The organism is Corynebacterium jeikeium (assembly GCF_000738175.1).
GTDB classification, from domain to species: domain Bacteria; phylum Actinomycetota; class Actinomycetes; order Mycobacteriales; family Mycobacteriaceae; genus Corynebacterium; species Corynebacterium jeikeium_C.
Map to the genome: position 1 here is coordinate 1 of NZ_JFCH01000033.1, position 25,897 is coordinate 25,897.

Annotated in this window: 24 protein-coding genes; 5 read left to right on the forward strand and 19 right to left on the reverse strand. The window is 61.6% G+C overall.

The window, feature by feature from the left end; translation table 11 throughout:
• Nucleotides 1–119 precede the first annotated feature (119 nt).
• Entirely contained in the window at nt 120–1,358 is a 1,239-nt protein-coding gene (locus JQ46_RS05400; protein ID WP_192817224.1) for an IS256-like element IS3506 family transposase, read from the forward strand.
• A gap of 319 nt (nt 1,359–1,677) precedes the next feature.
• On the opposite strand, the gene rpsQ is transcribed toward JQ46_RS05400, so the two are convergent.
• From rpsQ to rpsJ, 11 genes are read right to left on the reverse strand one after another with little or no spacing between them, the layout of a single operon-like run.
• Nucleotides 1,678–1,971, reverse strand: a complete 294-nt coding sequence (gene rpsQ / locus JQ46_RS05405) for a 30S ribosomal protein S17 (protein ID WP_034971073.1) — start codon at nt 1,969–1,971, stop codon at nt 1,678–1,680.
• The gene (gene rpmC, locus JQ46_RS05410) at nt 1,968–2,201 is read right to left on the reverse strand and encodes a 50S ribosomal protein L29 (protein WP_005291954.1); all 234 of its coding nucleotides are present in this window, start codon (nt 2,199–2,201) and stop codon (nt 1,968–1,970) included. Before rpmC ends, rpsQ begins: the two co-directional genes overlap by 4 nt.
• The gene (gene rplP / locus JQ46_RS05415) at nt 2,201–2,617 is read right to left on the reverse strand and encodes a 50S ribosomal protein L16 (protein ID WP_005291957.1); all 417 of its coding nucleotides are present in this window, start codon (nt 2,615–2,617) and stop codon (nt 2,201–2,203) included. The genes rpmC and rplP overlap by 1 nt, the downstream gene beginning before the upstream one ends.
• Nucleotides 2,618–2,622: 5 nt before the next feature.
• The gene (gene rpsC / locus JQ46_RS05420; RefSeq protein WP_005291959.1) at nt 2,623–3,366 is read right to left on the reverse strand and encodes a 30S ribosomal protein S3; all 744 of its coding nucleotides are present in this window, start codon (nt 3,364–3,366) and stop codon (nt 2,623–2,625) included.
• Nucleotides 3,366–3,728 carry a 50S ribosomal protein L22 gene (gene rplV, locus JQ46_RS05425; protein ID WP_005291960.1) on the reverse strand — a complete coding sequence of 121 codons (363 nt, stop codon included), beginning with the start codon at nt 3,726–3,728 and terminating at the stop codon, nt 3,366–3,368. Before rplV ends, rpsC begins: the two co-directional genes overlap by 1 nt.
• A 2-nt stretch (nt 3,729–3,730) precedes the next feature.
• Nucleotides 3,731–4,009, reverse strand: coding sequence for a 30S ribosomal protein S19 (rpsS, locus tag JQ46_RS05430; RefSeq protein WP_005291963.1), 279 nt, complete (start codon nt 4,007–4,009; stop codon nt 3,731–3,733).
• A 16-nt stretch (nt 4,010–4,025) separates the two neighbouring features.
• Nucleotides 4,026–4,868, reverse strand: a complete 843-nt coding sequence (gene rplB, locus JQ46_RS05435) for a 50S ribosomal protein L2 (RefSeq protein ID WP_034986205.1) — start codon at nt 4,866–4,868, stop codon at nt 4,026–4,028.
• Between the two features lie 38 nt (nt 4,869–4,906).
• Nucleotides 4,907–5,212, reverse strand: coding sequence for a 50S ribosomal protein L23 (rplW, locus tag JQ46_RS05440; RefSeq protein WP_011274165.1), 306 nt, complete (start codon nt 5,210–5,212; stop codon nt 4,907–4,909).
• Entirely contained in the window at nt 5,209–5,862 is a 654-nt protein-coding gene (rplD, locus tag JQ46_RS05445; RefSeq protein WP_011274166.1) for a 50S ribosomal protein L4, read from the reverse strand. Before rplD ends, rplW begins: the two co-directional genes overlap by 4 nt.
• Nucleotides 5,859–6,515: a 50S ribosomal protein L3 gene (gene rplC, locus JQ46_RS05450; protein WP_034986206.1), complete on the reverse strand. Its 657-nt coding sequence runs from the start codon at nt 6,513–6,515 to the stop codon at nt 5,859–5,861. Before rplC ends, rplD begins: the two co-directional genes overlap by 4 nt.
• Before the next feature lie 46 nt (nt 6,516–6,561).
• Nucleotides 6,562–6,867: a 30S ribosomal protein S10 gene (rpsJ, locus tag JQ46_RS05455; RefSeq protein WP_010120790.1), complete on the reverse strand. Its 306-nt coding sequence runs from the start codon at nt 6,865–6,867 to the stop codon at nt 6,562–6,564.
• A 122-nt stretch (nt 6,868–6,989) separates the two neighbouring features.
• On the opposite strand from rpsJ, the gene JQ46_RS11255 reads away from it, so the two are divergent.
• From JQ46_RS11255 to JQ46_RS05465, 3 genes are all read left to right on the forward strand, one after another.
• Complete coding sequence (locus JQ46_RS11255; RefSeq protein WP_155271104.1) at nt 6,990–7,505, forward strand: hypothetical protein; 516 nt, start codon at nt 6,990–6,992, stop codon at nt 7,503–7,505.
• Between the two features lie 118 nt (nt 7,506–7,623).
• Nucleotides 7,624–7,971 carry a hypothetical protein gene (locus JQ46_RS05460; protein WP_034986208.1) on the forward strand — a complete coding sequence of 116 codons (348 nt, stop codon included), beginning with the start codon at nt 7,624–7,626 and terminating at the stop codon, nt 7,969–7,971.
• Entirely contained in the window at nt 7,972–8,730 is a 759-nt protein-coding gene (locus tag JQ46_RS05465) for a GntR family transcriptional regulator (protein WP_034986210.1), read from the forward strand.
• Between the two features lie 127 nt (nt 8,731–8,857).
• Here the strand turns inward: JQ46_RS05465 and tuf are convergent, their stop codons facing one another.
• The 4 genes from tuf to rpsL all read right to left on the reverse strand — a co-directional run bounded on the left by tuf (nt 8,858) and on the right by rpsL (nt 13,717).
• The gene (tuf, locus tag JQ46_RS05470) at nt 8,858–10,048 is read right to left on the reverse strand and encodes an elongation factor Tu (protein ID WP_034986213.1); all 1,191 of its coding nucleotides are present in this window, start codon (nt 10,046–10,048) and stop codon (nt 8,858–8,860) included.
• Nucleotides 10,049–10,511: 463 nt separating this feature from the next.
• Entirely contained in the window at nt 10,512–12,626 is a 2,115-nt protein-coding gene (gene fusA, locus JQ46_RS05475) for an elongation factor G (protein WP_034986215.1), read from the reverse strand.
• Between the two features lie 245 nt (nt 12,627–12,871).
• Nucleotides 12,872–13,342, reverse strand: coding sequence for a 30S ribosomal protein S7 (rpsG, locus tag JQ46_RS05480; protein WP_005291999.1), 471 nt, complete (start codon nt 13,340–13,342; stop codon nt 12,872–12,874).
• A gap of 3 nt (nt 13,343–13,345) precedes the next feature.
• Nucleotides 13,346–13,717, reverse strand: coding sequence for a 30S ribosomal protein S12 (rpsL, locus tag JQ46_RS05485; RefSeq protein ID WP_034986217.1), 372 nt, complete (start codon nt 13,715–13,717; stop codon nt 13,346–13,348).
• Nucleotides 13,718–14,092: 375 nt separating this feature from the next.
• On the opposite strand from rpsL, the gene JQ46_RS05490 reads away from it, so the two are divergent.
• Nucleotides 14,093–16,528: an ATP-dependent RNA helicase gene (locus JQ46_RS05490; protein ID WP_034986218.1), complete on the forward strand. Its 2,436-nt coding sequence runs from the start codon at nt 14,093–14,095 to the stop codon at nt 16,526–16,528.
• Here JQ46_RS05490 and JQ46_RS05495 read toward each other — a convergent pair.
• The 4 genes from JQ46_RS05495 to JQ46_RS05510 all read right to left on the reverse strand — a co-directional run bounded on the left by JQ46_RS05495 (nt 16,525) and on the right by JQ46_RS05510 (nt 25,825).
• Nucleotides 16,525–16,719: a DUF4236 domain-containing protein gene (locus JQ46_RS05495; protein WP_034986220.1), complete on the reverse strand. Its 195-nt coding sequence runs from the start codon at nt 16,717–16,719 to the stop codon at nt 16,525–16,527. The genes JQ46_RS05490 and JQ46_RS05495 overlap by 4 nt on opposite strands.
• A 143-nt stretch (nt 16,720–16,862) precedes the next feature.
• Entirely contained in the window at nt 16,863–20,834 is a 3,972-nt protein-coding gene (locus tag JQ46_RS05500) for a DNA-directed RNA polymerase subunit beta' (RefSeq protein WP_034986222.1), read from the reverse strand.
• Between the two features lie 134 nt (nt 20,835–20,968).
• Nucleotides 20,969–24,481 (reverse strand): DNA-directed RNA polymerase subunit beta, encoded by a 3,513-nt coding sequence (locus JQ46_RS05505; protein WP_034986240.1) that lies wholly within the window; start codon nt 24,479–24,481, stop codon nt 20,969–20,971.
• A 288-nt stretch (nt 24,482–24,769) separates the two neighbouring features.
• Nucleotides 24,770–25,825 carry a DUF3068 domain-containing protein gene (locus JQ46_RS05510; RefSeq protein ID WP_034986224.1) on the reverse strand — a complete coding sequence of 352 codons (1,056 nt, stop codon included), beginning with the start codon at nt 25,823–25,825 and terminating at the stop codon, nt 24,770–24,772.
• Between the last annotated feature and the right edge of the window lie 72 nt (nt 25,826–25,897).

The following is a 25,897-nucleotide window of genomic DNA, read 5'->3' on the forward strand; positions in this document are numbered from 1 at the left end:
GGTTGCGTCCCTTAGTGTGGTGTAACGCTTGCTGATGGTGGGTCCCGGAAAGTAGTGGGCGGCCACCGCCAGTTAGCCTTTCGACTCAACTACCACATCTCACCGAAAGGCCTATGACGATGACCGCTGCACCGTATTCTATCGACCCGACAACCTATCTGGATGATTTGCTGGCCCAAGCGTCTCCGGATTTGATGCGCCAGATGCTGCAAGGGTTTATCAACCAGATCCTCTCCGCCCAGGCTGACACCGTCTGCGGCGCCGAATACGGAGTTGTATCCACCGAGCGGGTCAACCACCGCAACGGGTATCGCCACCGCGACCTTGACACCCGTGTCGGCACGATCGACGTGGCGGTGCCGAAACTGCGCCACGGCGCGTTCTTCCCAGACTGGCTGTTAGAGCGCCGCTCACGAGCAGAACGAGCCTTATCGACTGTGATCGCCACGTGCTACCTTAAAGGGGTTTCCACCCGCAGGATGAATGATCTGGTGGCTACGCTTGGGATTTCCAGCATGTCGAAATCGCAAGTCTCACGCATGTCAGAAGAACTCGACGACATGGTCGCAGACTTCAAAAACCGCCCACTAGACCCCGGCGGGTACGCCTTTTTATCGTGCGATGCGCTCACGATCAAAGTCCGTGAAGGCGGCCGGGTGGTCAAATGCTCAGTGCTGCTTGCCACCGGAGTCAACGCCGACGGGTATCGCGAAATGCTCGGCATGCACGTCGCCACCGCGGAATCCAACGCGTCGTGGAAAGGCTTCTTCCAGGACTTAAAAGCCCGCGGACTTACTGGGGTATTCCTTATCACAAGTGATGCCCACGAAGGCATCCAGCACGCCATTTCCGAAGTGCTGCCCAATGCGTCGTGGCAGCGGTGCCGCACCCATTTCGCGAAGAACCTCTACGAAAAGGTCCCGAAAACACAATGGCCGATGGTCTCTGCGATGTTCCAGACAATCTTCCAGCAACCTGACGCCACATCCACTTGGGCTCAAGCCCGCGAAGTTGTCGACCTACTGGAGCCGAAATTCCCTCACGTCGCGGCGTATTTGGAGGAATCACTCGATGAAGTACTGGCGTTTACCGCAGCGCCGAAACCAGTCTGGACGAAGGTGTGGTCAAACAACCCCACAGAACGGTTAAACCGTGAGATCCGCCGGCGCACCGACGTCGTCGGCATTTTCCCAAACCGTGAATCCATCATCCGGCTTGTCGGTGCGGTCCTAGCCGAGCAACACGACGACTGGATCCAACAAAAACGCTACATGTCACTGACCGCACTCGAACACACCAAGCACCTCATGCACCACCCAGGAGAACATCGTGACGACCACCACCAGCTAACCGCCTAACCAAGCCCCGAACTTCATATCGAGCCGAAAGCACAAACGGCTACACCACTACACCGGACTTGACCGTATTTGGAGACACCAAGAGCATTGGCAGCGGCAGCACAGCCCATGCCTTGCTCGAAACACTCCACCAGCTGCTCACGCTGATGCTCACTCAGCGAACTTCGTGCTCTCAATGAAAACTACTCCCCACTAGTCGGTAACTGATTTCTCAGTCCAACTAATGGGGAGCAGTTCAAGTGCGGGAGGGGGTCTAGCGCTACAGCCGCCTAAGCAGCCGTAGCTGCCATAGCAGGCTGAGCTCTCAGAGCTGCAGGGACTAGCGAGCCTTCTCGATGATCTCGGTCAGGCGGAAGTGCTTGTCCTTGGACAGCGGGCGGGTCTCCTCGATGCGAACGCGGTCGCCTACGCCGGCGGTCTCGTTCTCATCGTGGACCTTCACGCGGGAGTTACGGCGCATGATCTTGCCGTACAGTGCGTGCTGCTTGCGGTCCTCAAGCTCGACCACAATGGTCTTGTTCATCTTGGTGGAAACAACGTATCCGGAGCGAACCTTGCGGGCGCCCTTCTCGTTCTTCACAGCTGCGTTGTCATTCACGGTTGCCTCACTCATGCTGCGTCACCACCCGGGTTGGTAGACAGCCCGAGCTCGCGCTCGCGCAGGACGGTGTAGATGCGGGCGATGTCGCGCTTGACAACACCCAGACGACGGTTGTTGGTCAGCTGGCCGGTCGCAGCCTGGAAGCGAAGGTTGAACAGCTCTTCCTTCGCCTCACGCAGGCGGGTGGTCAGCTCTTCGTTGTTGAGCTCGCGGAGCTCATGTGCCGGAGTTCCGGTAGCCATTAGAACTGATCCTCCTTCTTCACGATGCGAACCTTGCAGGGCAGCTTGTTACCAGCACGGCGCAGTGCCTCCAGGGCGACCTCTTCGTTCGGGTAAGAGGCCTCGAAGAGGATACGACCCGGCTTGATGTTGGCAACCCACTTCTCCACGGGGCCCTTACCGGAACCCATACGCACGCCAAGCGGCTTCTGGGTCAGCGGACGATCCGGGAAGATGTTGATCCACACCTTGCCACCACGCTTCATGTGGCGGTTAATGGCGATACGAGCGGACTCGATCTGACGGTTGGTGATGTAGGTCGGCTCCAGGGCCTGCAGGCCGTAGTCGCCGAACGTTACGCGGTTACCGCCCTTGGACACGCCACGACGGGTCGGGCGGTGCTGGCGACGGTACTTAACGCGCTTCGGGATAAGCATGTGTCTTAGCCCTCCTGCTTCTGCTCAGCGCGCTGGCGACGTGCGCCACCGCGACGTGGACGCTCACGACGACCGCGAGACGGGCGCTCGTCGCGTGCATTCATCAGGCTCTCGCGACGGCCGCCGACGACGTCACCCTTGTAGATCCACACCTTGACGCCAATGCGTCCGAAGGTGGTGTGGGCCTCGTAGGTGCCGTAGTCGATCTCAGCGCGGAGGGTGTGCAGCGGAACGCGACCCTCGTGGTAGCGCTCGGTGCGGCCCATCTCCGCGCCGCCCAGGCGACCGGAGCAAACAACCTTGATGCCCTTGACCTGCGGCTGGCGCATTGCGCCCTGGATTGCCTTGCGCATAGCGCGACGGAAGGCAACGCGGTTGGTCAGCTGCTCAGCGATGGACTGTGCTACCAGCTGTGCGTTGGCATCGATGTTCTTGACTTCGAGGATGTTCAGCTGAACCTGCTTGCCGGTGAGCTTCTCCAGCTGGCCGCGGATGCGGTCAGCCTCGGAGCCGCGGCGGCCAATCACGATGCCCGGGCGGGCAGTGTGGATGTCAACGCGAACCCGGTCGTGGGTGCGCTCGATGACAACGTTGGCAATGCCGGCGCGGTCAAGACCCTCGGACAGGAAGTCGCGGATCTTGATGTCCTCGGCGAGGTAGTCAGCGTACTGCTTGTCGGCGTACCAGCGGGAGCGCCACTCGGAAGTGATACCCAGCCGGAGGCCGTGGGGGTGGATTTTCTGGCCCACTACTGAGCACTTCCCTTCTGGCTCTCGACGACCACAGTGATGTGGCTGGTGCGCTTGCGGACGTGGAATGCACGACCCTGGGCGCGGGGGCGGAAACGGCGCATGGTCGGGCCCTCGTCGGCGTAAGCCTCAGAGACGACCAGCGTCTGCGGGTCCAAGCCGAAGTTGTTCTCGGCGTTGGCGGCGGCCGAAGCAACGACCTTCGCGACCGGCTCGGAAGCGGCCTGCGGAGCGTACTTCAGGATCGCCAGTGCGTCCTCGACGGACTTGCCACGGATCGTGTCGATCACGCGGCGTGCCTTCATCGGAGTGACGCGGACGAAACGCGCGGTAGCGCGTGCGGTGGTTACGGTGTCAGACATGATTATCGACGACCCTTCTTGTCGTCCTTGACGTGACCCTTGAAGGTCTTCGTAGGAGCGAACTCACCTAGCTTGTGACCGACCATGGAATCATCGATGAACACCGGCACGTGCTTGCGACCGTCGTGGACGGCGAAAGTGTGGCCGATGAAATCGGGGAGAATGGTCGAGCGACGGGACCACGTCTTGATGACGTTCTTGTTGCCCTTTTCGTTCTGAGCGTCCACCTTCGCAAGGAGGTGTTCGTCGACGAATGGGCCCTTCTTCAGGCTGCGTGGCATTCTCTACTACCTCCTCTTAGCGCTTCTTGTTCTTGTTGGAGCGACGACGGCGAACGATCATCCGGTCGCTGGGACGGTTCGGCTTGCGGGTGCGTCCCTCAGGCTGACCCCAAGGAGACACAGGGTGACGACCACCGGAGGTCTTACCCTCACCACCACCGTGCGGGTGGTCAACCGGGTTCATAACAACACCGCGGACGGTCGGGCGTACGCCCTTCCAGCGCATACGGCCGGCCTTGCCCCAGCGGATGTTGATCTGCTCCTGGTTGCCGACCTCGCCGATGGTGGCGCGGCAGCGAATGTCTACGCGACGGATCTCGGAAGACGGCATACGCAGAACTGCGTACTTGCCTTCCTTACCCAGCAGCTGGATGGAGGCACCAGCGGAACGAGCCATCTTGGCGCCGCCGCCCGGCTTCAGCTCCACAGCGTGGATGGTGGTACCGGTCGGGATGTTGCGCAGTGGCAGGTTGTTGCCAACCTTGATGTCGGCGTTCGGGCCGGACTCCAGCAGCGTGCCCTGCTTCAGGCCGCGGGGGGCGATGATGTAACGCTTCTCGCCATCGCGGTAGTGCAGCAGCGCAATGTTAGCGGTGCGGTTCGGGTCGTACTCGATGTGAGCGACCTTGGCGATCACGCCGTCCTTGTCGTTACGACGGAAGTCGATAACGCGGTAGCGGCGCTTGTGGCCGCCACCCTTGTGACGGGTCGTGATGTGGCCGTGAACGTTACGGCCACCGGTCTTCGACAGCGGGCGCAGCAGAGACTTCTCGGGAGTCGAACGGGTAATTTCCGCGAACTCGGAGACAGAACTCTGGCGGCGACCCGGCGTAGTCGGCTTGTACTTACGAATAGCCATACTTTTGCTTCCTCTTTACCTTTCGGTGTCCGGCCGCCTTAGGCGGTCGCACCACCGAAGATGTCGATCGGATCGCTGCCGGCGACCAGGGTCACCATGGCGCGCTTGGTTGCCTTGCGCTGGCCGTAGCCGGTGCGGGTGCGCTTACGCTTGCCCTCACGGTTAACGGTGTTAACGCTGGCGACCTTCACACCAAAGATCTGCTCGACGGCAATCTTGATTTGGGTCTTGTTAGAGCTGGGGTGAACCAGGAACGTGTAGACGTTCTGCTCCATCAGGCCGTAGGACTTCTCAGATACGACCGGGGCGATGATGATATCGCGAGGATCAGCTACAGTGCTCACTTTGCCTCCTCCTTGGTCTTATCAGCGGCGTTGATGAAAGCGTTCAGTGCCTCCACGGAGAACACAACGTCGTCCGCGTTCAGAACGTCGTAGGTGTTCAGCTGGTCGTTGACCAGGGTGTGCACCTGCGGCAGGTTGTTCACGGACTTCCATGCGGTGACGTCTTCGCGGGTCAGGACGACCAGCACGGACTTGCGGTCCGTCAGACGCTCGATGAAGGCGCGTGCAGCCTTGGTGGACGGGGTCTGGCCCGGGACCAGCTCCTCAACCACGTGGATACGGTCGTGACGCACGCGATCGGTCAGCGCGCCGCGCAGAGCAGCGGCCTTCATCTTCTTCGGAGTGCGCTGGGAGTAGTCACGCGGCTGCGGGCCGTGGACCGTGCCACCACCGGTGAAGTGGGGAGCGCGGATGGAGCCCTGACGTGCGCGACCGGTGCCCTTCTGGCGGAACGGCTTACGGCCACCGCCGGACACCATGCCACGAGTCTTCGTAGCGTGGGTACCCTGACGCTTTGCTGCGAGCTGAGCGGTAACAACCTGGTGCATCAGTGCGACGCTGGCCTCTGCATCGAAGATGGATGCGGGCAGCTCGACCGTGCCGTTGGTCTTACCGTCAGCGGTGTGGACATCAAGCTTTAGATTGCTCATGCGTGTGCACCGCCCTTCACTGCGGTCTTGACAACGACGAGGCCGCCGTTGACACCCGGAACTGCACCCTTGATCAGGAGCAGGTTGGACTCTGCGTCGACCTTGGCCAGCTTCAGGTTCTGCTGGGTAACGCGGTTGTTACCCATGCGGCCTGCCATGCGCTTGCCCTTGAACACGCGGCCGGGGGTGGCTGCCTGTCCGATGGAGCCCACGCGGCGGTGAGCGGCCTGGTTACCGTGAGCAGCACCCTGGCCGGCGAAGCCGTGGCGCTTCATGCCGCCGGCGTAGCCCTTGCCCTTGGTGGTGCCCGTCACGTCGACGAACTTGACATCGTTGAAGATGTCTACGGTGACGTCCTGGCCAACCTCGTAGCTGGATGCGTCTGCAACGCGGATCTCAGCAACGTGGCGGCGCGGAGTCACGCCAGCCTTCTTGAAGTGACCAGCTGCAGGCTTGTTTACCTTGCGCGGGTCGATCTCGCCGAAGGCGATCTGTACGGCCTCGTAGCCGTCGGTTTCCTTGGAACGCACCTGGGTTACGACACAGGGCCCAGCCTCGACGACGGTAACCGGTACAACACGGTTTTCCTCGTCGAAGATCTGAGTCATGCCGAGCTTCTTGCCCAGGATGCCCTTGATCTCAATATCACTCATAGTTTCTCTTCCGCTGCCGTTTCAGTAGTTCAGACTCGTTTGCCGCTTACTGAATGTTGACGTCGACGCTGGCCGGAAGATCGATGCGCATGAGGGCGTCAACGGTCTTCGGGGTTGGGTCGAGAATGTCGATCAGACGCTTGTGCGTACGCATCTCAAAGTGCTCGCGCGAGTCCTTGTACTTGTGCGGAGAGCGGATGACGCAGTACACGTTCTTTTCAGTTGGCAGTGGCACTGGGCCGACAACACGAGCGCCGGTACGGGTAACCGTCTCGACGATCTTCTTGGCAGAAGCGTCGATAGCCTCGTGATCGTAGGCCTTGAGCCTAATGCGGATCTTCTGTCCCGCCACGCTTGTCCTCTTCCTTCAAAGCGCTTCCCTGCTATTTAAAACAGCTGGTAGTCACGCTTCTTATCTGTCTTAGTCTTAACGCTGTCCGGCCTTGGGGCCTGGTCCAGTCGCCAGTGTCGCTTGTGTCTTACATTTACTTGTTTGTGCCATCGACGGATAGCGGGTCATTCGGTTTTAATGAACACACGCCATACGCACTTGGTTTATCAAGTGATGTAACAACACCCGGTTCCCGCCCCTTTAGCTTGCTCCATGGCCGGATTCGTTTTACCGAGGCCTTATATACGAAATATATGGAGTACAAGCTTGGAAACGTGTTCCGCGCCTTGTCGGAAGGGAATCCCTTCGCTTACTGCCGCTGTTCATTTACCATGCCCCATCCTCCGGCACCCGCGGTCGGGCGTGTCGCCTTTCCGCTTTTAAGTACCGCACAGCAAAGCAGCCCCGCTGTGACCTTTGCGGATCACTTTCGCGAGGTTCTTCACCGACGATGGATCATGCTCACTTCACCATCGACACCTTCTTGGTCCAGCCTCGCTGCTGCGCTGCTGGCCTCATGTGCCGTGTTAAAGCAACGTCAAGTATTCAACCACACCGGGCGCGCCGAAACCAAATCACTTCTGTCTTTTTCTTTTTGACGCCCCTACGCGCCGGTTACCTATTACTTCCGTAGCCCTTTGAGCACTAGAATCGCCACGTAAGTACAGACTTCACATGCATGGCCTTGAGGTGGCGTCACCTAAAGAAGGAACAGCAATGAGCGACTACCGCAACAATCCCGAGTACCAGCGGCAACGGCGCGCCCTGGTGCGGAAACACCACCCCGACGCGGGAGGGACGGACGCCGAGCTGATCGACGCTCTGCGCGCCCTAGACGAAGCCTGGGATCGGCGCGCTCGCCTGCGCCGCCAAGTCCGCGAGCACCGGCCTAGCTTCATCCCCGAGGACAAGGCCGAGCAGGCGATGGATGTCGCCGAGCAAGCCATGGGGGTGGCTGAGAACTTCGCCCGCAACGCCGGGCGCTTCGCCGGCAACCTACGCAACACGTTGCTCCATAAGTTGCCGCAAGAGTTTCGGCGAGGGTACCGCGAGGGAGACAAATAAATGTCCACCCGTTACGAGCAAATCGCCCGGCAACTGCGCGAGGACATTCGCAACGGGCGTTTCCAGGTTGGCGAGGCCATACCTAGCGAAAGGGTCCTGGCCGAACGCTTCGACGTCGCCCCCGGAACCATGCGACAGGCGCTCAATCAGCTGGTGGACGAAGGCACCTTAAGTTCCAAGCGGGGTGCGCGGAAGGTCGTGCTGCGCATGCCCGCCCGCTTCCCCGAGATCTCGAAGTTTCGCAGTTTCGCCCAGTGGGCCTACGGTCGCGGGCGTACCCCAGGCGGCCACGTGATCCACCAGGAATGGGTCGAGCAGACGGAGAAAGATGTCGAGCTGCTGCGCGTGCCCGCGGGAGAGAAAGTCCTGAAAGTGCTGCGCGTGCGCACCATCGACGGCTCCCCCATCATGCTGGAGCGCACCCGCTACCCCGCCTGGGTCGGCGCCAAGGTCCAGCCGATGGATCCCACCTGCCCGTCCGTGACCAACGAGCTGGCAGCCCGGCACCATATTCACTTCTTCGCCGCCGACAACGTGTTTTCCGCTGCGAAAGCCGGGGAGGTCGATGCGCGGTGGCTACCCCTCGAGACCGGCGACCCTGTTCTGGTGCACCGGCGCCTCTCGCGCGATGCGAAGGGCACGCCGTTGGAGATGAGTGAGGATCGCTATATTGCGGACGCCCTCAGTATCGCCGTGCCCACTTCTGGCAAGAACAACGTTCTCAGCTGGACTACGTTGAATCGCTTCCCCTGGGGATAGTTCCAGGACCAGTCCGGGGGCTAGCTCTCCAGGACATGCAGAAGGCCCCGGGCTCCTTGAAGGAACCCGGGGCCTTGAACCGTTTAGCGCCTAAAGCGCTAAGCGGTGATCATGTGAGTAGTTAAAACTACTTGTTGATCTTGGTAACGCGACCAGCGCCAACGGTGCGGCCACCCTCACGGATAGCGAAGCGCAGGCCCTCGTCCATAGCAACCGGCTGGATCAGGGTGACGGACATGTCAACGTTGTCGCCCGGCATAACCATCTCGGTGCCCTCCGGCAGCTTCACAACACCGGTAACGTCGGTGGTGCGGAAGTAGAACTGCGGACGGTAGTTGTCGAAGAACGGGGTGTGGCGGCCACCCTCGTCCTTGGACAGAACGTAGACGGAGCCCTCGAACTCGGTGTGCGGGGTGTACTCGCCCGGCTTAGCAACGATCTGACCACGCTCAACGTCTTCGCGCTTCAGGCCACGCAGCAGCAGTGCGGCGTTGTCGCCAGCCTCTGCGGTGTCCAGCAGCTTGTTGAACATCTCGATGGAGGTAACGGTGGTCTTGGTGGACTTCTCGCGGATGCCCAGGATCTCGACCTCGTCGTTCAGGTTCAGGACGCCACGCTCAACACGGCCGGTAACAACGGTACCGCGGCCGGTAATGGTGAAGATGTCCTCAACCGGCATCAGGAACGGCTTGTCGGTCTCGCGCTCCGGATCCGGGATGGAGTCGTCGCAGGCCTGCATGAGCTCCAGGATCTGCTTAGCCCACTTCTCGTCGCCCTCCAGGGCCTTCAGTGCGGAGATGTGAACAACAGGTGCTTCCTCGTCGAAGTCCTGCTCAGCCAGCAGCTCGCGGACCTCCATCTCGACGAGCTCCAGCAGCTCCTCATCGTCAACCATGTCGCACTTGTTCAGTGCAACCAGGATGTACGGAACGCCAACCTGGCGAGCCAGCAGAACGTGCTCGCGGGTCTGCGGCATCGGGCCATCGGTTGCAGCAACAACCAGGATGGCGCCGTCCATCTGAGCAGCACCGGTGATCATGTTCTTGATGTAGTCAGCGTGGCCCGGAGCGTCAACGTGAGCGTAGTGGCGCTTCTCGGTCTCGTACTCAACGTGGGAGATGTTGATCGTGATGCCACGCTCCTTCTCCTCCGGCGCCTTATCGATGGCGTCGAAAGCGAAGGACTTGTTGGCCTCGGGGAATGCGTCAGCCAGAACCTTGGTGATCGCGGCAGTGGTGGTGGTCTTGCCGTGGTCGACGTGACCAATGGTGCCGATGTTTACGTGCGGCTTGGAACGCTCGAACTTAGCCTTCGCCACTTTGTGTCCTCCTGGACTGCTCGGTGGCTACGACTCTCGCAGCCACATTAACTTTTATTGCCAACCAGTTGCTTCCCCGCAGTTTACGGGTCGCCCACTGGCTAGTTTTCTTACTTCTTGCCGAATATCAGATTATCCGTGTAACGAACATCTTCGCCTCGACTTTGTGCTTCGAGGCCAGTCGCGCTACACGCGAACTGGGTAACGGCCAGCACACCGCATCCTACGTCACTTTTGCCATCTAGAAAAATTTGCCTCTGGGAGCAAACCTAAAACCCCACGAACATTGGGGTAATCAAGTTTTCTATGTGGTTGTTTATTGACGCAGGGCTACGCCGTGCTGACCCCTACCCCGCAAGGCCCTTGGGCCCGTGATGTTCCCGCGACAGGCGCCCGGGGTGGTGGGCGCCTGAGGGGGCGTCACAAAGCTAAAGAAACCTTGCTTGGGGTCTTGCTTTAAGGGTTAAGCGTTGCCGCCAGTGCGCTCCGCGATGATCTCGGATGCGACGTTGGTCGGAACCTCGCCGTAGGAGTCGAAGATCATGGAGAAGTTTGCACGGCCGGCGGTGCGGGAACGCAGGTCGCCGATGTAGCCGAACATCTCGGACAGCGGCACCTTAGCCTTGACGATCTTGGCGCCAGCGCGGTCGTCCATGGAGGAAACCTGGCCACGGCGAGAGTTGATGTCGCCGATGACATCGCCCATGTACTCCTCAGGCGTGATGACCTCAACGGCCATCAGCGGCTCCAGCAGAACCGGCTTTGCCTTAGCAACGGCCTCCTTCAGAGCCTGAGAGCCGGCCAGCTTGAAGGCCATCTCGGAGGAGTCGACCTCGTGGTAAGCACCATCCAGCAGGGTGGCCTTGATGTTCACCAGCGGGAAGCCCGCCAGGTAGCCGTACTGCATAGCGTCCTGAATACCAGCGTCGACGGACGGGATGTACTCCTTCGGCACGCGGCCACCGGTGACCTCGTTGACGAACTCGTAGGTCTCCTCGGAGCCCTCCTCCGGCTGGTAAGGCTCGATCGCGACGATAACGCGAGCGAACTGACCGGAACCACCAGTCTGCTTCTTGTGGGTGTATTCCAGCTTCTCCACCGGCTTGCGGATGGTCTCGCGGTAAGCAACCTGCGGGTTACCGATGTTTGCCTCGACCTTGAACTCACGCTTCATACGGTCCACCAGGACGTCCAGGTGCAGCTCGCCCATACCGCCGATAACGGTCTGGCCGGTCTCCTCGTCCAGCTTAACGGTGAAGGTCGGGTCCTCTTCTGCCAGCTTCTGGATGGCGGTACCCAGCTTCTCCTGGTCGGACTTGGTCTTCGGCTCGATGGCCACCTCGATAACCGGATCCGGGAAGTCCATGGACTCCAGGATCACCGGATCCTGTGCGTCACACAGGGTGTCGCCCGTGGTCGTATCCTTCAGACCGATGAAGGCGTAGATGTGACCCGCGGAAGCGCGATCCACCGGCTGCTCCTTGTTGGAGTGCATCTGGAACAGCTTACCGATGCGCTCCTTCTTCTCCTTGGTGGAGTTCGTGACCTGCGCACCGGACTCGACGGAGCCGGAGTACACGCGGACGTAGGTCAGCTTGCCGAAGAACGGGTGAACAGCCACCTTGAAAGCCAGAGCGGAGAACGGCTCGTCCTTGGACGGCTTGCGCAGCTTCTCGGCCTCCGGCTCCTTCGGATCGTGGCCGACGATGGAGCCAACGTCCATCGGGTTCGGCAGGAAGTCGATCACAGCGTCCAGCATCGGCTGGATACCCTTGTTCTTGTAGGCGGAGCCACAGTACACCGGGTAGACCTCGGAGTTGATGGTCAGCTTACGGATCTGAGCCTTCAGCTCGTCGACGGTGATTTCCTCACCGGCGAAGTAGCGCTCCATGAGCTCCTCGTCGGACTCTGCAACAGTCTCGATGAGCTTCTCGCGGTACTCCTCAGCCTTCTCCTTCAGATCCTCCGGGATCTCCTCGTAGGTCGGCTCGGTACCGATCTCGACCTTGCCGCGCCAGGTCAGGGCGCGCATGTTCAACAGGTCGACGATGCCGTCAAAGTCGTCCTCAGCACCGATCGGCAGAGCCATCACCAGCGGCTTTGCGCCCAGGCGGTCAACGATGGTCTGCACGGTGTAGTAGAAGTCCGCACCCAGCTTGTCCATCTTGTTGACGAAGCAGATACGCGGAACGTCGTACTTGGTTGCCTGGCGCCAGACCTGCTCGGACTGCGGCTCCACGCCTTCCTTGGCGTCGAACACAGCGACGGCACCGTCCAGAACACGCAGGGAACGCTCCACCTCAACGGTGAAGTCCACGTGACCCGGGGTGTCGATGATGTTGATCTGGTTGCCTTCCCAGAAACAGGTGGTAGCGGCGGACGTAATGGTAATTCCGCGCTCCTTCTCCTGCTCCATCCAGTCCATCGTGGAGGCGCCATCGTGGGTCTCACCGACCTTACGGTTGATGCCGGTGTAGAAAAGGATGCGCTCCGTGGTGGTCGTCTTACCAGCATCGATGTGCGCCATGATGCCGATGTTGCGGACCTTTTTCAGGTCGGTCAACGCTTCAAGTGCCACTGGGTTACCCCGCTCATTTCGTTGTTGAGCGACTTGGCCGGAACTTCCATGTTGTTCACATTGTTGTTCTTCAAGTGCTTTAAAAAAGCCCCGCAAGCCGCAGGCGATTATGTACTCGTTCTATTGTGCCAGCTTTGTGCTGTCACGTCGCGTCGAGGGGTTCTTGACGCCCTCACGCGGTCAATAAAAACTATAGCCCCACTACCCGGATATGAAGTTTGGGCGGTGAGGCTATAGAGCCGCTGCTACCAGCGGTAGTGGGCGAAGGCGCGGTTGGCCTCTGCCATCTTGTGGGTGTCTTCGCGACGCTTCACGGATGCACCCAGGCCGTTGGATGCGTCCAGGATCTCGTTGGCGAGACGCTCGGTCATAGTGTTCTCACGACGCTGACGGGTGAAGGTCACCAGCCAACGCAGTGCCAGAGTGGTGGAACGGCCGGGGCGAACCTCAACCGGCACCTGGTAGGTAGCGCCACCAACACGGCGGGAGCGAACCTCAAGAGCCGGCTTGACGTTGTCGAGAGCCTTCTTCAGGGTGAGGATCGGATCGGTACCGGTCTTCTCGCGGCACTGCTCCAGTGCGCCGTAGACGATGCGCTCTGCGGTGGACTTCTTACCGTCAAGGAGAACCTTGTTCACCAGCTGGGAGACGAGAACGTCGCCGTAAACTGGATCCTTGACTAGCTGTCGGGAAGGTGCTGGACCCTTACGTGGCATTGTTTACTTCTCCTTCTTAGCGCCGTAGCGGGAACGTGCCTGCTTGCGGTCCTTGACACCCTGGGTGTCGAGGGAACCACGCACGATCTTGTAACGAACACCCGGGAGGTCCTTCACACGACCACCGCGGACGAGCACCATGGAGTGCTCCTGCAGGTTGTGGCCCTCACCCGGGATGTAGGCGGAAACCTCGATACCGGAGGTCAGGCGAACACGGGCAACCTTACGCAGTGCGGAGTTCGGCTTCTTCGGGGTGGTGGTGTACACGCGGGTGCACACGCCACGGCGCTGCGGGGAGCCCTTCAGGGCTGCCGTGGCAACCTCGGACTTCTTGCTGTGGCGGCCCTTGCGGACCAGCTGCTGAATAGTTGGCATAGATGAACTTTCTTTCGGTTCTTTTCGGTGCAGTTGCGCAGTGCCGCAACTTCGGAAGTGGCTGCCCTGCGGGTTGAGCATCTGTAGCTTGAGGATCTCAAAAGGATCTGCACACACGAAAAATAAGGGGCTCTTCCTTACGGGGCCTCTTCCGTGGTGTATCACCCCACGCAATAACGTGGAGATCCCTGCATCGCACCCCAGCTGCACAACCGGCCTGCGCTAACTCGGTTAGCTTGTGGCCGCCACTGCACCAGCGGAGACAATACAATCTACGTTCGTAGAGCTTAATACACCTTGCCTGCGCTACCAAATTCCCGGTTGAACAGCGTCCTCAGTCCCTCCCTGGCTGGCACCGTGCTTACAATTATCCCGATGCCTTCCCACCAGTTTGACCTCGCAACCATAGGAGCGGGCCTGCCCGCCGCCGAGCTTCTACCGCGCATCCCGGAGCGCGGCCCACTGGTGGTGGAGGCTCCCCCTGGAACCGGTAAGACAACCCTCCTGCCGCCCGCACTGTCCAATATTCTGTCAAGTACAGCCGACGAAGTCGCGGCGCCCTCAAAAGCCTCCACGACCACCTCGGCCACCCCGCCGAAAGTCCTGGTCACCGCGCCTCGCCGCGTGGCCGTCCGCGCCGCCGCCCGGCGCCTCGCCCACCTCGACGGCTCCCGCGTAGGCGACCGCGTCGGCTACAGCATCCGTGGAGAACACCACCCCGGCAGCCTCGTGGAATTCGTCACCCCCGGCGTGCTCCTCAACCGCCTCCTGGCCGACCCCGCACTCGAAGGCGTGGGTTCGGTCCTCATCGACGAAGTCCACGAGCGCCAACTGGATTCTGACCTCGTGCTCGCCATGTGCCAGGAAGTCGCCCTGCTGCGCGAAGGCGACCCCGCCGGGGAGCTCTACCTCTGCGCAATGTCCGCCACCGTCGACACGCAGAAGCTCGCCGACTATATGGGCGCGCAGATCGTCTCCACCCCAGCGGTCACCCATCCGCTCGAGGTCACATACCACCCGCACCCCGAGCGCGCCCAGGGCTCGCCCGCGTTCTACCGCCACGTCGCGAACCTCGCCCTGCAGGCTCACTCGCACCATCTTGATTCCGGCCATCCTGACCACCGCACGCTGGTCTTCGTGCCCGGCCGCAAGGAGATCGACTGGGTGAGCTCTCACCTGCCCGATTCCGCCCCGCTCCACGGCGGCCTGGATTCACGCGAACAAGATGCCGCCCTGACCGGCCGCTCCCCCATCGTCGTCGCCACCTCCATCGCCGAGTCCTCGCTGACCGTCCCCGGCGTGCACGCGGTCATCGACGCTGGTCTTTCCCGTACACCCCGCCGTGATCAAGCCCGCGGGATGACGGGTCTGGTCACCACCTCCACTTCCAAGGCCAGCGCCGATCAGCGTGCCGGCCGCGCCGGTCGCCTCGGCCCCGGCCAGGTCTATCGCGCCTACTCCGCAGCCGACTATTCCCACTTCGCACCGGACATCACCCCGGAGATCCTCTCGTCGGACCTCGTCGCCGCCGCCCTAACCCTCGCTGCTTGGGGGTCGCCCGATATTTCTCTTCTGGACGCCCCTCCGGCCGCTACCCTCACCGAAGCCAACCGGGAACTGCACGCCTTGGGCGCGCTGGACGGGAACGGCACGATTACCGAGACGGGTCAGAAGCTCGCGCGCATTCCCGCCGACCCACGCCTCGGGGCGGCACTGCTGGCGCACGGCTCAGGCGCTGCCGAGGTTGTGGCCGCGCTGTCGACCGGCCTGCAGGGGGATCTCGCCGAGGCGAAGCCGCAGGCCTCCGAGGTGCGCCGCTTCGCGCGGATGGTGGACGACCGCGGCCCGGCCACTTCCGGCGAGGTTGTAGCCTCCGCATACCCCGACCGCGTTGCGAAGCTGGTGGATAGCGGCAGCCGCAGCGCTGGCAACGCCAGAGGTAGCGGCGAGGATGCCGAGTATTTACTGGCCTCCGGCACCCGCGCCACCCTCGCGCCGGAGCTACGCCGCCCGCTCGGCGGCTCCGAATGGCTGGCGGTTGCGGAGGTCCAGCTTGGCCGAACTCCCCTGATCCGCGCGGCCGCCCGGCTAGACGAACCCGACCTAGCGCAAGTGCGGGAGGACGTCACTGCGCGCATCGCCGACGGTAAGCTCCGTGCGCGGCGTACCCGCCACCTCGGAGCCATCGAGCTATCCAGCACCCCAGTATCCATAAATCAGCTGGGTGCAGAAGAGACAACCCAGGCCATCGCGGCCTTGGCTGCCAAGGGGCTTGGGTGGCTACAGATGACGGAGGGGGCGTCAAGAATAAAAGAAAGAGTCGACTACCTCCGTGAGCAGCTCGGCGAACCGTGGCCGGACCTGGCGGCAGGCGACTACACGCCCGAGGCCGAACGGGTTGTGGCGGGCGAAAGGATCGCCGACATCAGCGCTTACCAGGCGATCATGCGGCAACTGCCGTGGCCCGAGGCAGGGCAGATGGACGAGCTCGCGCCGGAACGGCTGGAAGTCCCCAGCGGATCAGCTCCGAAGGTTCACTACGAAACCGGGCGGCCGATTGTGCGCGTCAAGCTGCAGGAATGCTTTGGCCTAGCGGGCTCCCCCACCATCGCAGGGCAAAAAGTTCTGTTCCACCTACTATCGCCAGCGGGACGCGAGCTGGCCGTCACCGACGATCTGAAGAGCTTCTGGGACGGCCCCTACCAGGGCGTGCGCAAGGACATGCGCGGGCGCTATCCGAAGCACCCGTGGCCCGAGGATCCGTGGTCGGCAACGGCAACGAAGAAGACGAAGCGGGCGCTAGGTAGTTAGCGGCGCTTGCTGCCGAAAGTCTTAGTGAAGTTCAGGCCGCGGATCGGGGTGCGGATCGTCACGGACTGGCGGCCATCAGCACGCTGCGTAATGCGCATCGGCCCAACGCGAGTGGATCCACCTACGCCCCCGGAAGAGGTGTTAATGCGGAACGGACCGAAGTTCTTGGAATTGCGAAACATCATACCCATGCAGCACATCATAGAGCACCGCATGCCGTAGACACGCAAAAGCGGACGCCTCCCCAAGTACAAAGTCACTGGTACAAGGGGAAGCGCCCGCTAAAGGCTGCTGGCCGCCCGCCAGTTGCGGGCAACCACTAAGCAAATCCGAACTACATCAGATCAATGTCGTCCAGCGGCACGGCAGCGCCGGTGAACTCGCCGTAAGTGTCGTCGGCGTAGAAGCCATCACCGAAGGAGGACGGCAGGGAGTAAGCCGCTGCGCGAGCCTCCTCCGTCGGCTCCACACTGATGTTGCGGTAGCGGGAAATACCCGTACCGGCCGGGATCAGCTTACCGATGATCACGTTCTCCTTCAGGCCGATCAGCTTGTCAGAACGCTTGTTGATAGCAGCGTCCGTGAGCACGCGAGTGGTCTCCTGGAACGAGGCGGCGGACAGCCAGGACTCGGTGGCCAGGGAGGCCTTGGTGATACCCATGATCTCCGCACGAACCTCTACCGGACGGCCGCCAGCCTTCACGGCTTCCTTGGACGCTGCCACTGCATCGGCGTGATCCACCAGGGAGCCCGGCAGGAACTCGGTCGAACCGGAGTCGATGACCGTCACGCGGCGTAGCATCTGGCGCACGATGATCTCGATGTGCTTATCGTGAATAGCCACACCCTGATCGCGGTAGACCTTCTGCACCTCGTTGATGAGGTGCTGCTGCACGCCACGGCGACCGAGCACACGCAGGACCTCGTGCGGATCCGCAGCGCCCTTCAGCAGCTGCTGCCCCATCTTCACGTGGTCGCCATCGCGGATCGGGCGCTCTGCACCACCGTTATTCAGCGTTGCCAGACCCTGACGCTTCGACAGCTTCTCGTACACCACATCGTCGGAGCCGTCGTCCGGCTCGATGGTGAGGGTGAAGAAGTTGTCGTCGTCCTCGATGCGAACCTTGCCGTCCACCGAAGCGATCGGGGACTTCGCCTTCGGCACGCGAGCCTCGAACAGCTCCTGAACACGCGGCAGACCACCGGTAATGTCGCCACCGACACCACCGAGGTGGAAGGTACGCATCGTCAGCTGCGTGCCCGGCTCACCAATGGACTGAGCTGCAACAATACCGACAGCCTCGCCGATCTCCACCTTCTTGCCGGTCGCCATGGAACGGCCGTAGCAGGTGGAGCACACGCCGGTGTTGGTAGCACAGGTCATCACGGAGCGGACCTTTACTTCCTCCACGCCGGCCTCGAGGAGAGCCTGCAACTCGCCCTCGCCAACGACATCGCCCTCGGCGACGATAACGGTGCCGTCGGAGGCGGTGGCGTCACTAGCCAGGTAACGACCCAGAACAGACGTTTCGACGAAGTCCGCCGCGGTGTAGTTACCGGTCGGCTTACCCTCGGCGTCCAGAACCGGAACGGCCACCGGCACAACAGCGCCCTGCTTGGTGCCACAGTCGTCCTCGCGCACGATGACGTCCTGCGCCACGTCCACCAGACGACGGGTCAGGTAACCCGAGTCCGCGGTACGCAGAGCGGTATCGGCCAGGCCCTTACGGGAACCGTGGGAGTTGTTGAAGTACTCGAGCACGGACAGGCCCTCGCGGAAGGAGGTCTTAATCGGACGGGTGATGTACTCACCGCGCGAGTTCGTAACCATGCCCTTCATGCCGGCCAGGGTCCAGATCTGACGCATGTTACCGGCAGCACCCGACTTCACGATCATCGGAATCGGGTTGTCATCCGGGTACAGGTCCTCGACGGACTGACCGACGTAGTCGGTAGCTTCCTTCCACAGGTCAACCAGGGACTGGTAACGCTCGGCCTCGTTGATCTTGCCGCGTGCCATCTTCTTCTCGATAACGCGGGCCTTGGCCTCGTAGTTATCCAGGACTTCCTGCTTATTCGGCAGAACCAGCACGTCGTGCATGGTGATGGTCACACCGGAGCGGGTTGCCCAGTAGAAGCCGGCATCCTTCAGCTTGTCCACCGTCTGCGCCACGGTGATCATCGGGTACTTCGCCGCGAGATCGTTAATGACGGAAGCCTGTGGCTTCTTCGCCATGACGCCCTCTACGTATGGGTAGTTCCACGGCAGCAGCTCGTTGAACAGCACGCGACCCAGGGTGGTTTCCGCCAGCCAGGTCTGGCCTCGCTGCCAACCATCCGGGAACAGTTCGGCCTCGATCTCCGCGGTCGGGCGCAGGTGGCTGATACGCACGTGGATCGGAGCCTGCAGGCCCAGCACGCCACGGTCGTAAGCCATGATCGCCTCGGCCAGGGAGGAGTACACGCCCTGTGCCGGGCCTTCCTCGGTGGCTGGTGCGTAGGCGCCCTGGCCACCAAACTCCTCCGGCTTCTTCAGCAGGGTCAGGTAGTACAGGCCGGTCACCATGTCCAGGCGCGGCATAGCCAGTGGCTTACCGGATGCCGGAGACAGAATGTTGTTGGAAGCCAGCATCAGGATGCGGGCCTCGGCCTGCGCCTCTGCGGACAGCGGCAGGTGAACAGCCATCTGGTCACCGTCGAAGTCCGCGTTGAAGGCCTCACAGGCCAGCGGGTGCAGCTGGATGGCCTTACCCTCAACCAGGATCGGCTCGAAGGCCTGAATACCCAGGCGGTGCAGGGTCGGTGCACGGTTCAGCATCACCGGGTGCTCGGCGATGGCCTCTTCCAGCACGTCCCACACCTCGGGGCGTTGACGCTCCACCATGCGCTTGGCGGACTTGATGTTCTGCGCGTAGGACTTCTCCACCAGGCGCTTCATAACGAACGGCTTGAACAGCTCCAGGGCCATCAGCTTCGGCAGACCACACTGGTGCAGCTTCAGCTGCGGACCGACGATAATCACGGAACGGCCGGAGTAGTCCACACGCTTACCCAGCAGGTTCTGGCGGAAGCGGCCCTGCTTACCCTTCAGCAGGTCAGACAGGGACTTCAGCGGACGGTTGCCCGGGCCGGTAACCGGACGGCCGCGACGACCGTTGTCGAACAGTGCGTCGACGGACTCCTGCAGCATGCGCTTCTCGTTGTTCACGATGATCTCAGGCGCGCCGAGATCCAGCATGCGCTTCAGGCGGTTGTTGCGGTTGATTACGCGGCGGTACAGGTCGTTCAGGTCGGAGGTCGCAAAGCGGCCGCCGTCCAGCTGCACCATCGGACGCAGCTCCGGCGGGATAACCGGGATGCAGTCCAGAACCATGCCTGCCGGGTCGTTGCCGGAACGCAGGAATGCGGCGACGACCTTCAGGCGCTTCAGAGCGCGCAGCTTCTTCTGGCCCTTGCCGTCACGGATGACCTCGCGCAGGGACTCGGCCTCGGCCTCGAGGTCGAAGCTACGGATCAGGGTCTGGATAGCCTCTGCGCCCATGCCGCCGGTGAAGTAATCCTCGTAACGGTCGACCAGCTCGTTGTAGATGTTCTCATCCACGATCATCTGCTTCGGAGCCAGCTTGACGAAGGTGTTCCAGATCTCGTCCAGGCGGTCGATCTCACGCTCGGCGCGCTCGCGGATGTGGCGCATCTCGCGATCGGCTGCGTTCTGGACCTTCTTCTTGGCGTCACTCTTGGCGCCGGCTGCCTCCAGCTCCGCCAGGTCGTCCTCGAGAGTCTTGGCACGGTCAGCCAGCTCCGCGTCGCGCTCCTGCTCGACTTCCTTCTTCTCCAGCAGCATCTCTGCCTCGAGGGTGGACTGGTCGTTGTGGCGACCCTCCTCGTCCACAGAGGTGATGATGTTGGCGGCGAAGTAGATGATCTTTTCCAGATCCTTCGGAGCCAGGTCCAGCAGGTAGCCCAGGCGAGAGGGCACGCCCTTGAAGTACCAGATGTGGGTAACAGGCGCGGCCAGCTCGATGTGGCCCATGCGCTCACGGCGAACCTTGGACTTGGTCACCTCAACGCCACAGCGCTCACAGATGATGCCCTTGTAGCGCACACGCTTGTACTTGCCACAGCCACATTCCCAGTCGCGGGTGGGACCGAAAATGCGCTCGCAGAACAGGCCGTCCTTCTCCGGCTTCAGGGTGCGGTAGTTAATGGTTTCAGGCTTCTTGACCTCGCCACGGGACCAGCGACGGATGTCGTCCGCAGTCGCTAGGCCGATGCGAAGCTCATCGAAAAAGTTGACGTCCAGCACGTGGACTTCCTTTCCCCTCCTCTTTCCGGAGGGCTTTGGGTAGTTACGGCGTCTTAAGCTGTGTTGTTTGTCGGGCTCAGACGCCGAAAATACGGCGAATGTACGAAAGTCAGATGTTTAGGGTCGTCAACGCCCTAGCTGACGTCCATGTCAGCATCCGGACGCTCGTCACGGGACAGGTTGATGCCCAGAGCCGCGTTAGCGTTCTCCAGTTCATCGTCATCGTCGGAGGACAGCTCCATCGGGGTGCCGTCGGCGGCCAGAACCTCAACGTTCAGGCACAGCGACTGCAGCTCCTTCAGAAGGACCTTGAAGGACTCTGGGATACCAGGATCCGGAATGTTCTCGCCCTTCACGATCGCCTCGTACACCTTCACACGACCAACCACGTCGTCGGACTTGATGGTCAGGAGCTCCTGCAGGGTGTAGGCGGCACCGTATGCCTGCATTGCCCACACCTCCATCTCACCGAAGCGCTGGCCACCGAACTGTGCCTTACCACCCAGCGGCTGCTGGGTAATCATGGAGTAAGGACCAGTGGAGCGAGCGTGGATCTTCTCGTCGACCAGGTGGTGCAGCTTCAGCATGTACATGTAGCCCACTGCAACCGGGTACGGGAAGGGCTCGCCGGAGCGGCCGTCGATCAGGTTGGACTTACCGAAGTCGTCGACCTGGCGCTCGCCGTCGCGGTTCGGCAGCGAGGAACGCAGCAGGCCAGACAGCTCCGCGTTGGAAGCACCGTCGAACACTGGGGTGGCGGTCAGGGAGTCCGCCGGAATCTCGTACAGCTCCTCCGGCAGGGTCTCCAGCATCTTCTGGATCTTCGGATCCTGGGAGTCCGGGTCGACCTTCCAGCCGGCCTTAGCCAGCCAGCCCAGGTGCACCTCAAGAACCTGACCAATGTTCATACGGCGCGGCACGCCGTGGGTGTTCAGGATGATGTCGATCGGAGTACCGTCCGGCAGGAACGGCATGTCCTCCTGCGGCAGGATCTTGCCGACAACACCCTTGTTGCCGTGACGACCGGCGAGCTTATCGCCGTCCTGGATCTTGCGCTTCTGGGCAACGTAGACGCGAACCATCTCGTTCACACCTGCGGCCAGGTCGTCGTCATCCTCACGGGAGAACACGCGAACGCCGATGACCTTACCGGTCTCGCCGTGCGGCACCTTCATGGAGGTATCGCGAACCTCGCGGGCCTTCTCACCGAAGATGGCGCGCAGCAGGCGCTCTTCCGGAGTCAGCTCGGTTTCACCCTTCGGGGTGACCTTACCGACCAGGATGTCGCCGTCGCGGACGTCCGCGCCGATGCGGACGATACCGCGTTCGTCCAGGTCAGCCAGGACGTCCTCGCCCACGTTAGGAATGTCGCGGGTGATCTCCTCCGGGCCCAGCTTGGTGTCGCGGGCGTCAATCTCGTACTCCTCGATGTGGATCGAGGTCAGAACGTCCTCCTCAACCATGCGCTGGTTCAGGATGATGGCGTCCTCGTAGTTGTGGCCTTCCCACGGCATGAAGGCAACCAGCAGGTTCTTACCCAGTGCCATCTCACCGTTGTCGGTGCCCGGGCCGTCGGCGAGAACCTGGCCAGCCTCAACGCGGTCGCCTTCGTCCACCAGCGGCGTCTGGTTGTAGCAGGTGCCCTGGTTGGTGCGCTCGAACTTGCGCAGCATGAAGGTATCGCGCACACCCTCGTCGTCCATGACGGTGATGTAGTCGGCGGAGACGTACTCGACCACGCCTGCCTTCGGCGCGATGATCATGTCGCCGGCGTCATAAGCAGCGCGCAGCTCCATACCGGTGCCCACGAAAGGAGCCTCGGAGCGCAGCAGCGGCACAGCCTGACGCTGCATGTTGGCACCCATCAGTGCACGGTTAGCATCGTCGTGCTCGAGGAACGGAATCATAGCGGTTGCCACGGAAACCATCTGTCGCGGCGACACGTCCATGTAGTCCACCTCGGTGTACGGGACGACCTCCACGTCGCCGCCGCGCAGGCGAACCTCAATGCGCTCCTCGGTAAACCGGTGATTCTCGTCGAACGGGGTGTTCGCCTGAGCAATCACGTGGCGGTCCTCTTCGTCCGCAGTGAAGTAGTAAACCTCGTCGGTGATCTGCCCGTCCACAACCTTGCGGTACGGGGTCTCGATGAAGCCGAACGGGTTCACGCGAGCGTAGGAGGACAGGGAACCGATCAGACCAATGTTCGGACCCTCAGGAGTCTCAATCGGGCACATGCGGCCGTAGTGAGACGGGTGAACGTCGCGGACCTCCAGGCCAGCGCGCTCACGGGACAGGCCGCCCGGACCCAGCGCAGACAGGCGGCGCTTGTGGGTCAGGCCGGACAGGGAGTTGTTCTGGTCCAGGAACTGGGACAGCTGGGAGGTGCCGAAGAACTCGCGGATAGCCGCAGAGACCGGGCGAACGTTGATCAGGGAGGTCGGGGTGATGGACTCCGCATCCTGCGTAGTCATACGCTCACGCACAACGCGCTCCATGCGGGACAGACCCACGCGAACCTGGTTCTGGATCAGCTCGCCGACGGTACGCAGACGACGGTTGCCGAAGTGGTCGATGTCGTCGGTATCAATCGGGATTTCGGTGCCGTCCGGGGAGGTCATGGACTTCTCACCGGCGTGCAGGCGCACCAGGTACTCGATGGTGGTCAGGATGTCCTCTTCCGTGAGGGTCATCACGCCATCGGTGTCGCCACCCAGGCCCAGCTTGCGGTTGACCTTGTAGCGGCCGACCTTGGCCAGGTCGTAGCGCTTCGCCTTGAAGAAGGAGTTCTCCAGCAGAGCCTGCGCGGAGTCGCGCGTCGGGGACTCGCCCGGGCGCTGCTTGCGGTAGATCTCCAGCAGAGCCTCATCGGTGTTGTCCACGCCGTCCTTTTCGAGGGTGGACATCATCAGCTCGGAGAAGCCGAAACGGTCGGTGATCTCCTGCGTGGTCAGGCCCAGGGCCTTCAGCAGCACGGTGACCGGCTGACGGCGCTTACGGTCGATGCGCACGCCGACGGTGTCGCGCTTATCCACGTCGAACTCCAGCCATGCACCGCGGGAAGGGATCACCTTCACGGAGTGCAGGGGACGCTCGGTAGAGGCGTCGATGGAGGCATCGAAGTACACGCCCGGGGAACGGACAAGCTGGGAGACAACGACACGCTCGGTGCCGTTGATGATGAACGTGCCCTTGTCGGTCATCATCGGGAAGTCACCGATGAAGACCGTCTGGGACTTGATCTCACCAGACATGGAGTTGGTGAATTCCGCGGTCACGTACAGCGGTGCCGCGTAGTTGATGTCCTTATCCTTCGCCTCGTCGATGGTGGACTTAACGTCATCGAAGCGGGGCTCGGACAGGGTGAGGGACATGTTCTCGGAGTAGTCCTCGATCGGAGAGAGCTCCTCGAGAATCTCCTCGAGTCCGCTCATGATGCGGACATCCTCCCCTGCCTCTGCTTGGGCGCGGGCACGCCACTCAGGCGTGCCAACGAGCCAAGCGAAGGACTCTCGTTGGAGGTCAAGAAGGCCTGGAACCTCGATCGGAGCGTCGATCTTCGCAAAGCTGTGTCGCTGCGGAGCTCCGGGAATTCCGGCCACTGAGCTGGTCTGGCGGGAGACTGCCAAGATGGGTCCTTCCAGCACAACATCGGTCGACACTACGTGGTGGAGCTGTAGTGTGCGATCGTGATTGTGTGTGTACGGTCTCGTGATGGTCGATTTAGTTGGATTTTCCCTGCCAAACTATCCCCACGCAGAAACGACTAAACGACCTTGTCAAATGGCCTTTTTGGCTCGTTTGGCAAAGTCTGCTTCATGTGTAATGTCTTCACATCACTTCTGCGTAGCTTTGTAGTCGTTTCGTTGTAGCCGATAGCTCAACAAATCAAATCCAGCGCAACGAACTATCCTATAGCATCGCTGCGCGAATGTCTAGGCTTCCTCTGCCGGGCTCTCAGGCTGCTTCTCTGCCCGGCTCTCATTCCGGCGCTCCGCCCTACGCTTAGCGCGCCGCCACAGAACCAACACCACGGATGCTGCTGCCACAATAACACCCGCGACAATCAATGCAACCCCCCATTTATCGGTGTGGCGCTGCCCGCTAACCTCCATGGCCTGATCCAGCATGGACTGCGTCACCCGCTGCGGAGTCTTGCCGTGGAACTGCAGCAGGTTCTGCACGTCCTTACCGGAGCCATCCCGGTACGTGTCCTTCACGTTCTCTTCCACACTCACCAGCAGGCCGGACTTCGGCTCTACCGTCAGCTCGCGCCAACCTTCGTGGAACAACTGGGCGCGCTGCGGCTTGCCGTCCTCCCCTTCAACGGTGATGGTGTTGCGCACTCCCGCGTACTCCTTGGCCACCGAGGTTGCCGGGATCTCTTGGCGGAAGACGTACAGCTCGTGCTCGCGCCCGTCAGCGGTGGTGACATTGCGAGTACCGGTGAACTCCGCAGGCAGTGCGCGACGTAGCGTCATATCGAAATAGTCATAAGAGCGCTGCTCAGTGCCCTGAGGGAACTTGGCCCAATAACCGGCGATCTCGCCGTCGGTGGCCGGGGTAGCGGGAGTGTCCGAGACCTTCGCATCCCCCTTCGCCTCGCCTGTTCGGCGATCCACGGTAAAGCTCCAGACCTGTGCGTCCAGCAGCGATTCCAGGTCGTCCTCCACGTCCGTGCGAGCGGTGGTCACACCGACGCGCGCGCTGGCTTCATCGTCGGTGGCGGGCTCCTCGAGCGTGATCTTGAACTGGCGGTTGACCGGCGCCGTCACATCCTCTTTACCGTCAAGCCCTTGGTAGTTCGGACCGATCACCGCGGCGGGGTCGTTCAATGTAAGCGTTGTCGCGGCCAGGTCTAGAGGCACGGCCTTGTCGTTCGATACAACCTTTGGGAGCATGACGCCCACAGTGATCAACGCTACGCCAATCAGTGCACCGAGCGCACCCAGGATGTAGAGGCCTTTGCCGGAGCCCTTATTATTCGTCACTTCTCTGCCACCATCTGCATTTAGATCAGTTTTAGCTACCCGTACGCCCGGAGGGCTGGGCACACGATTCGA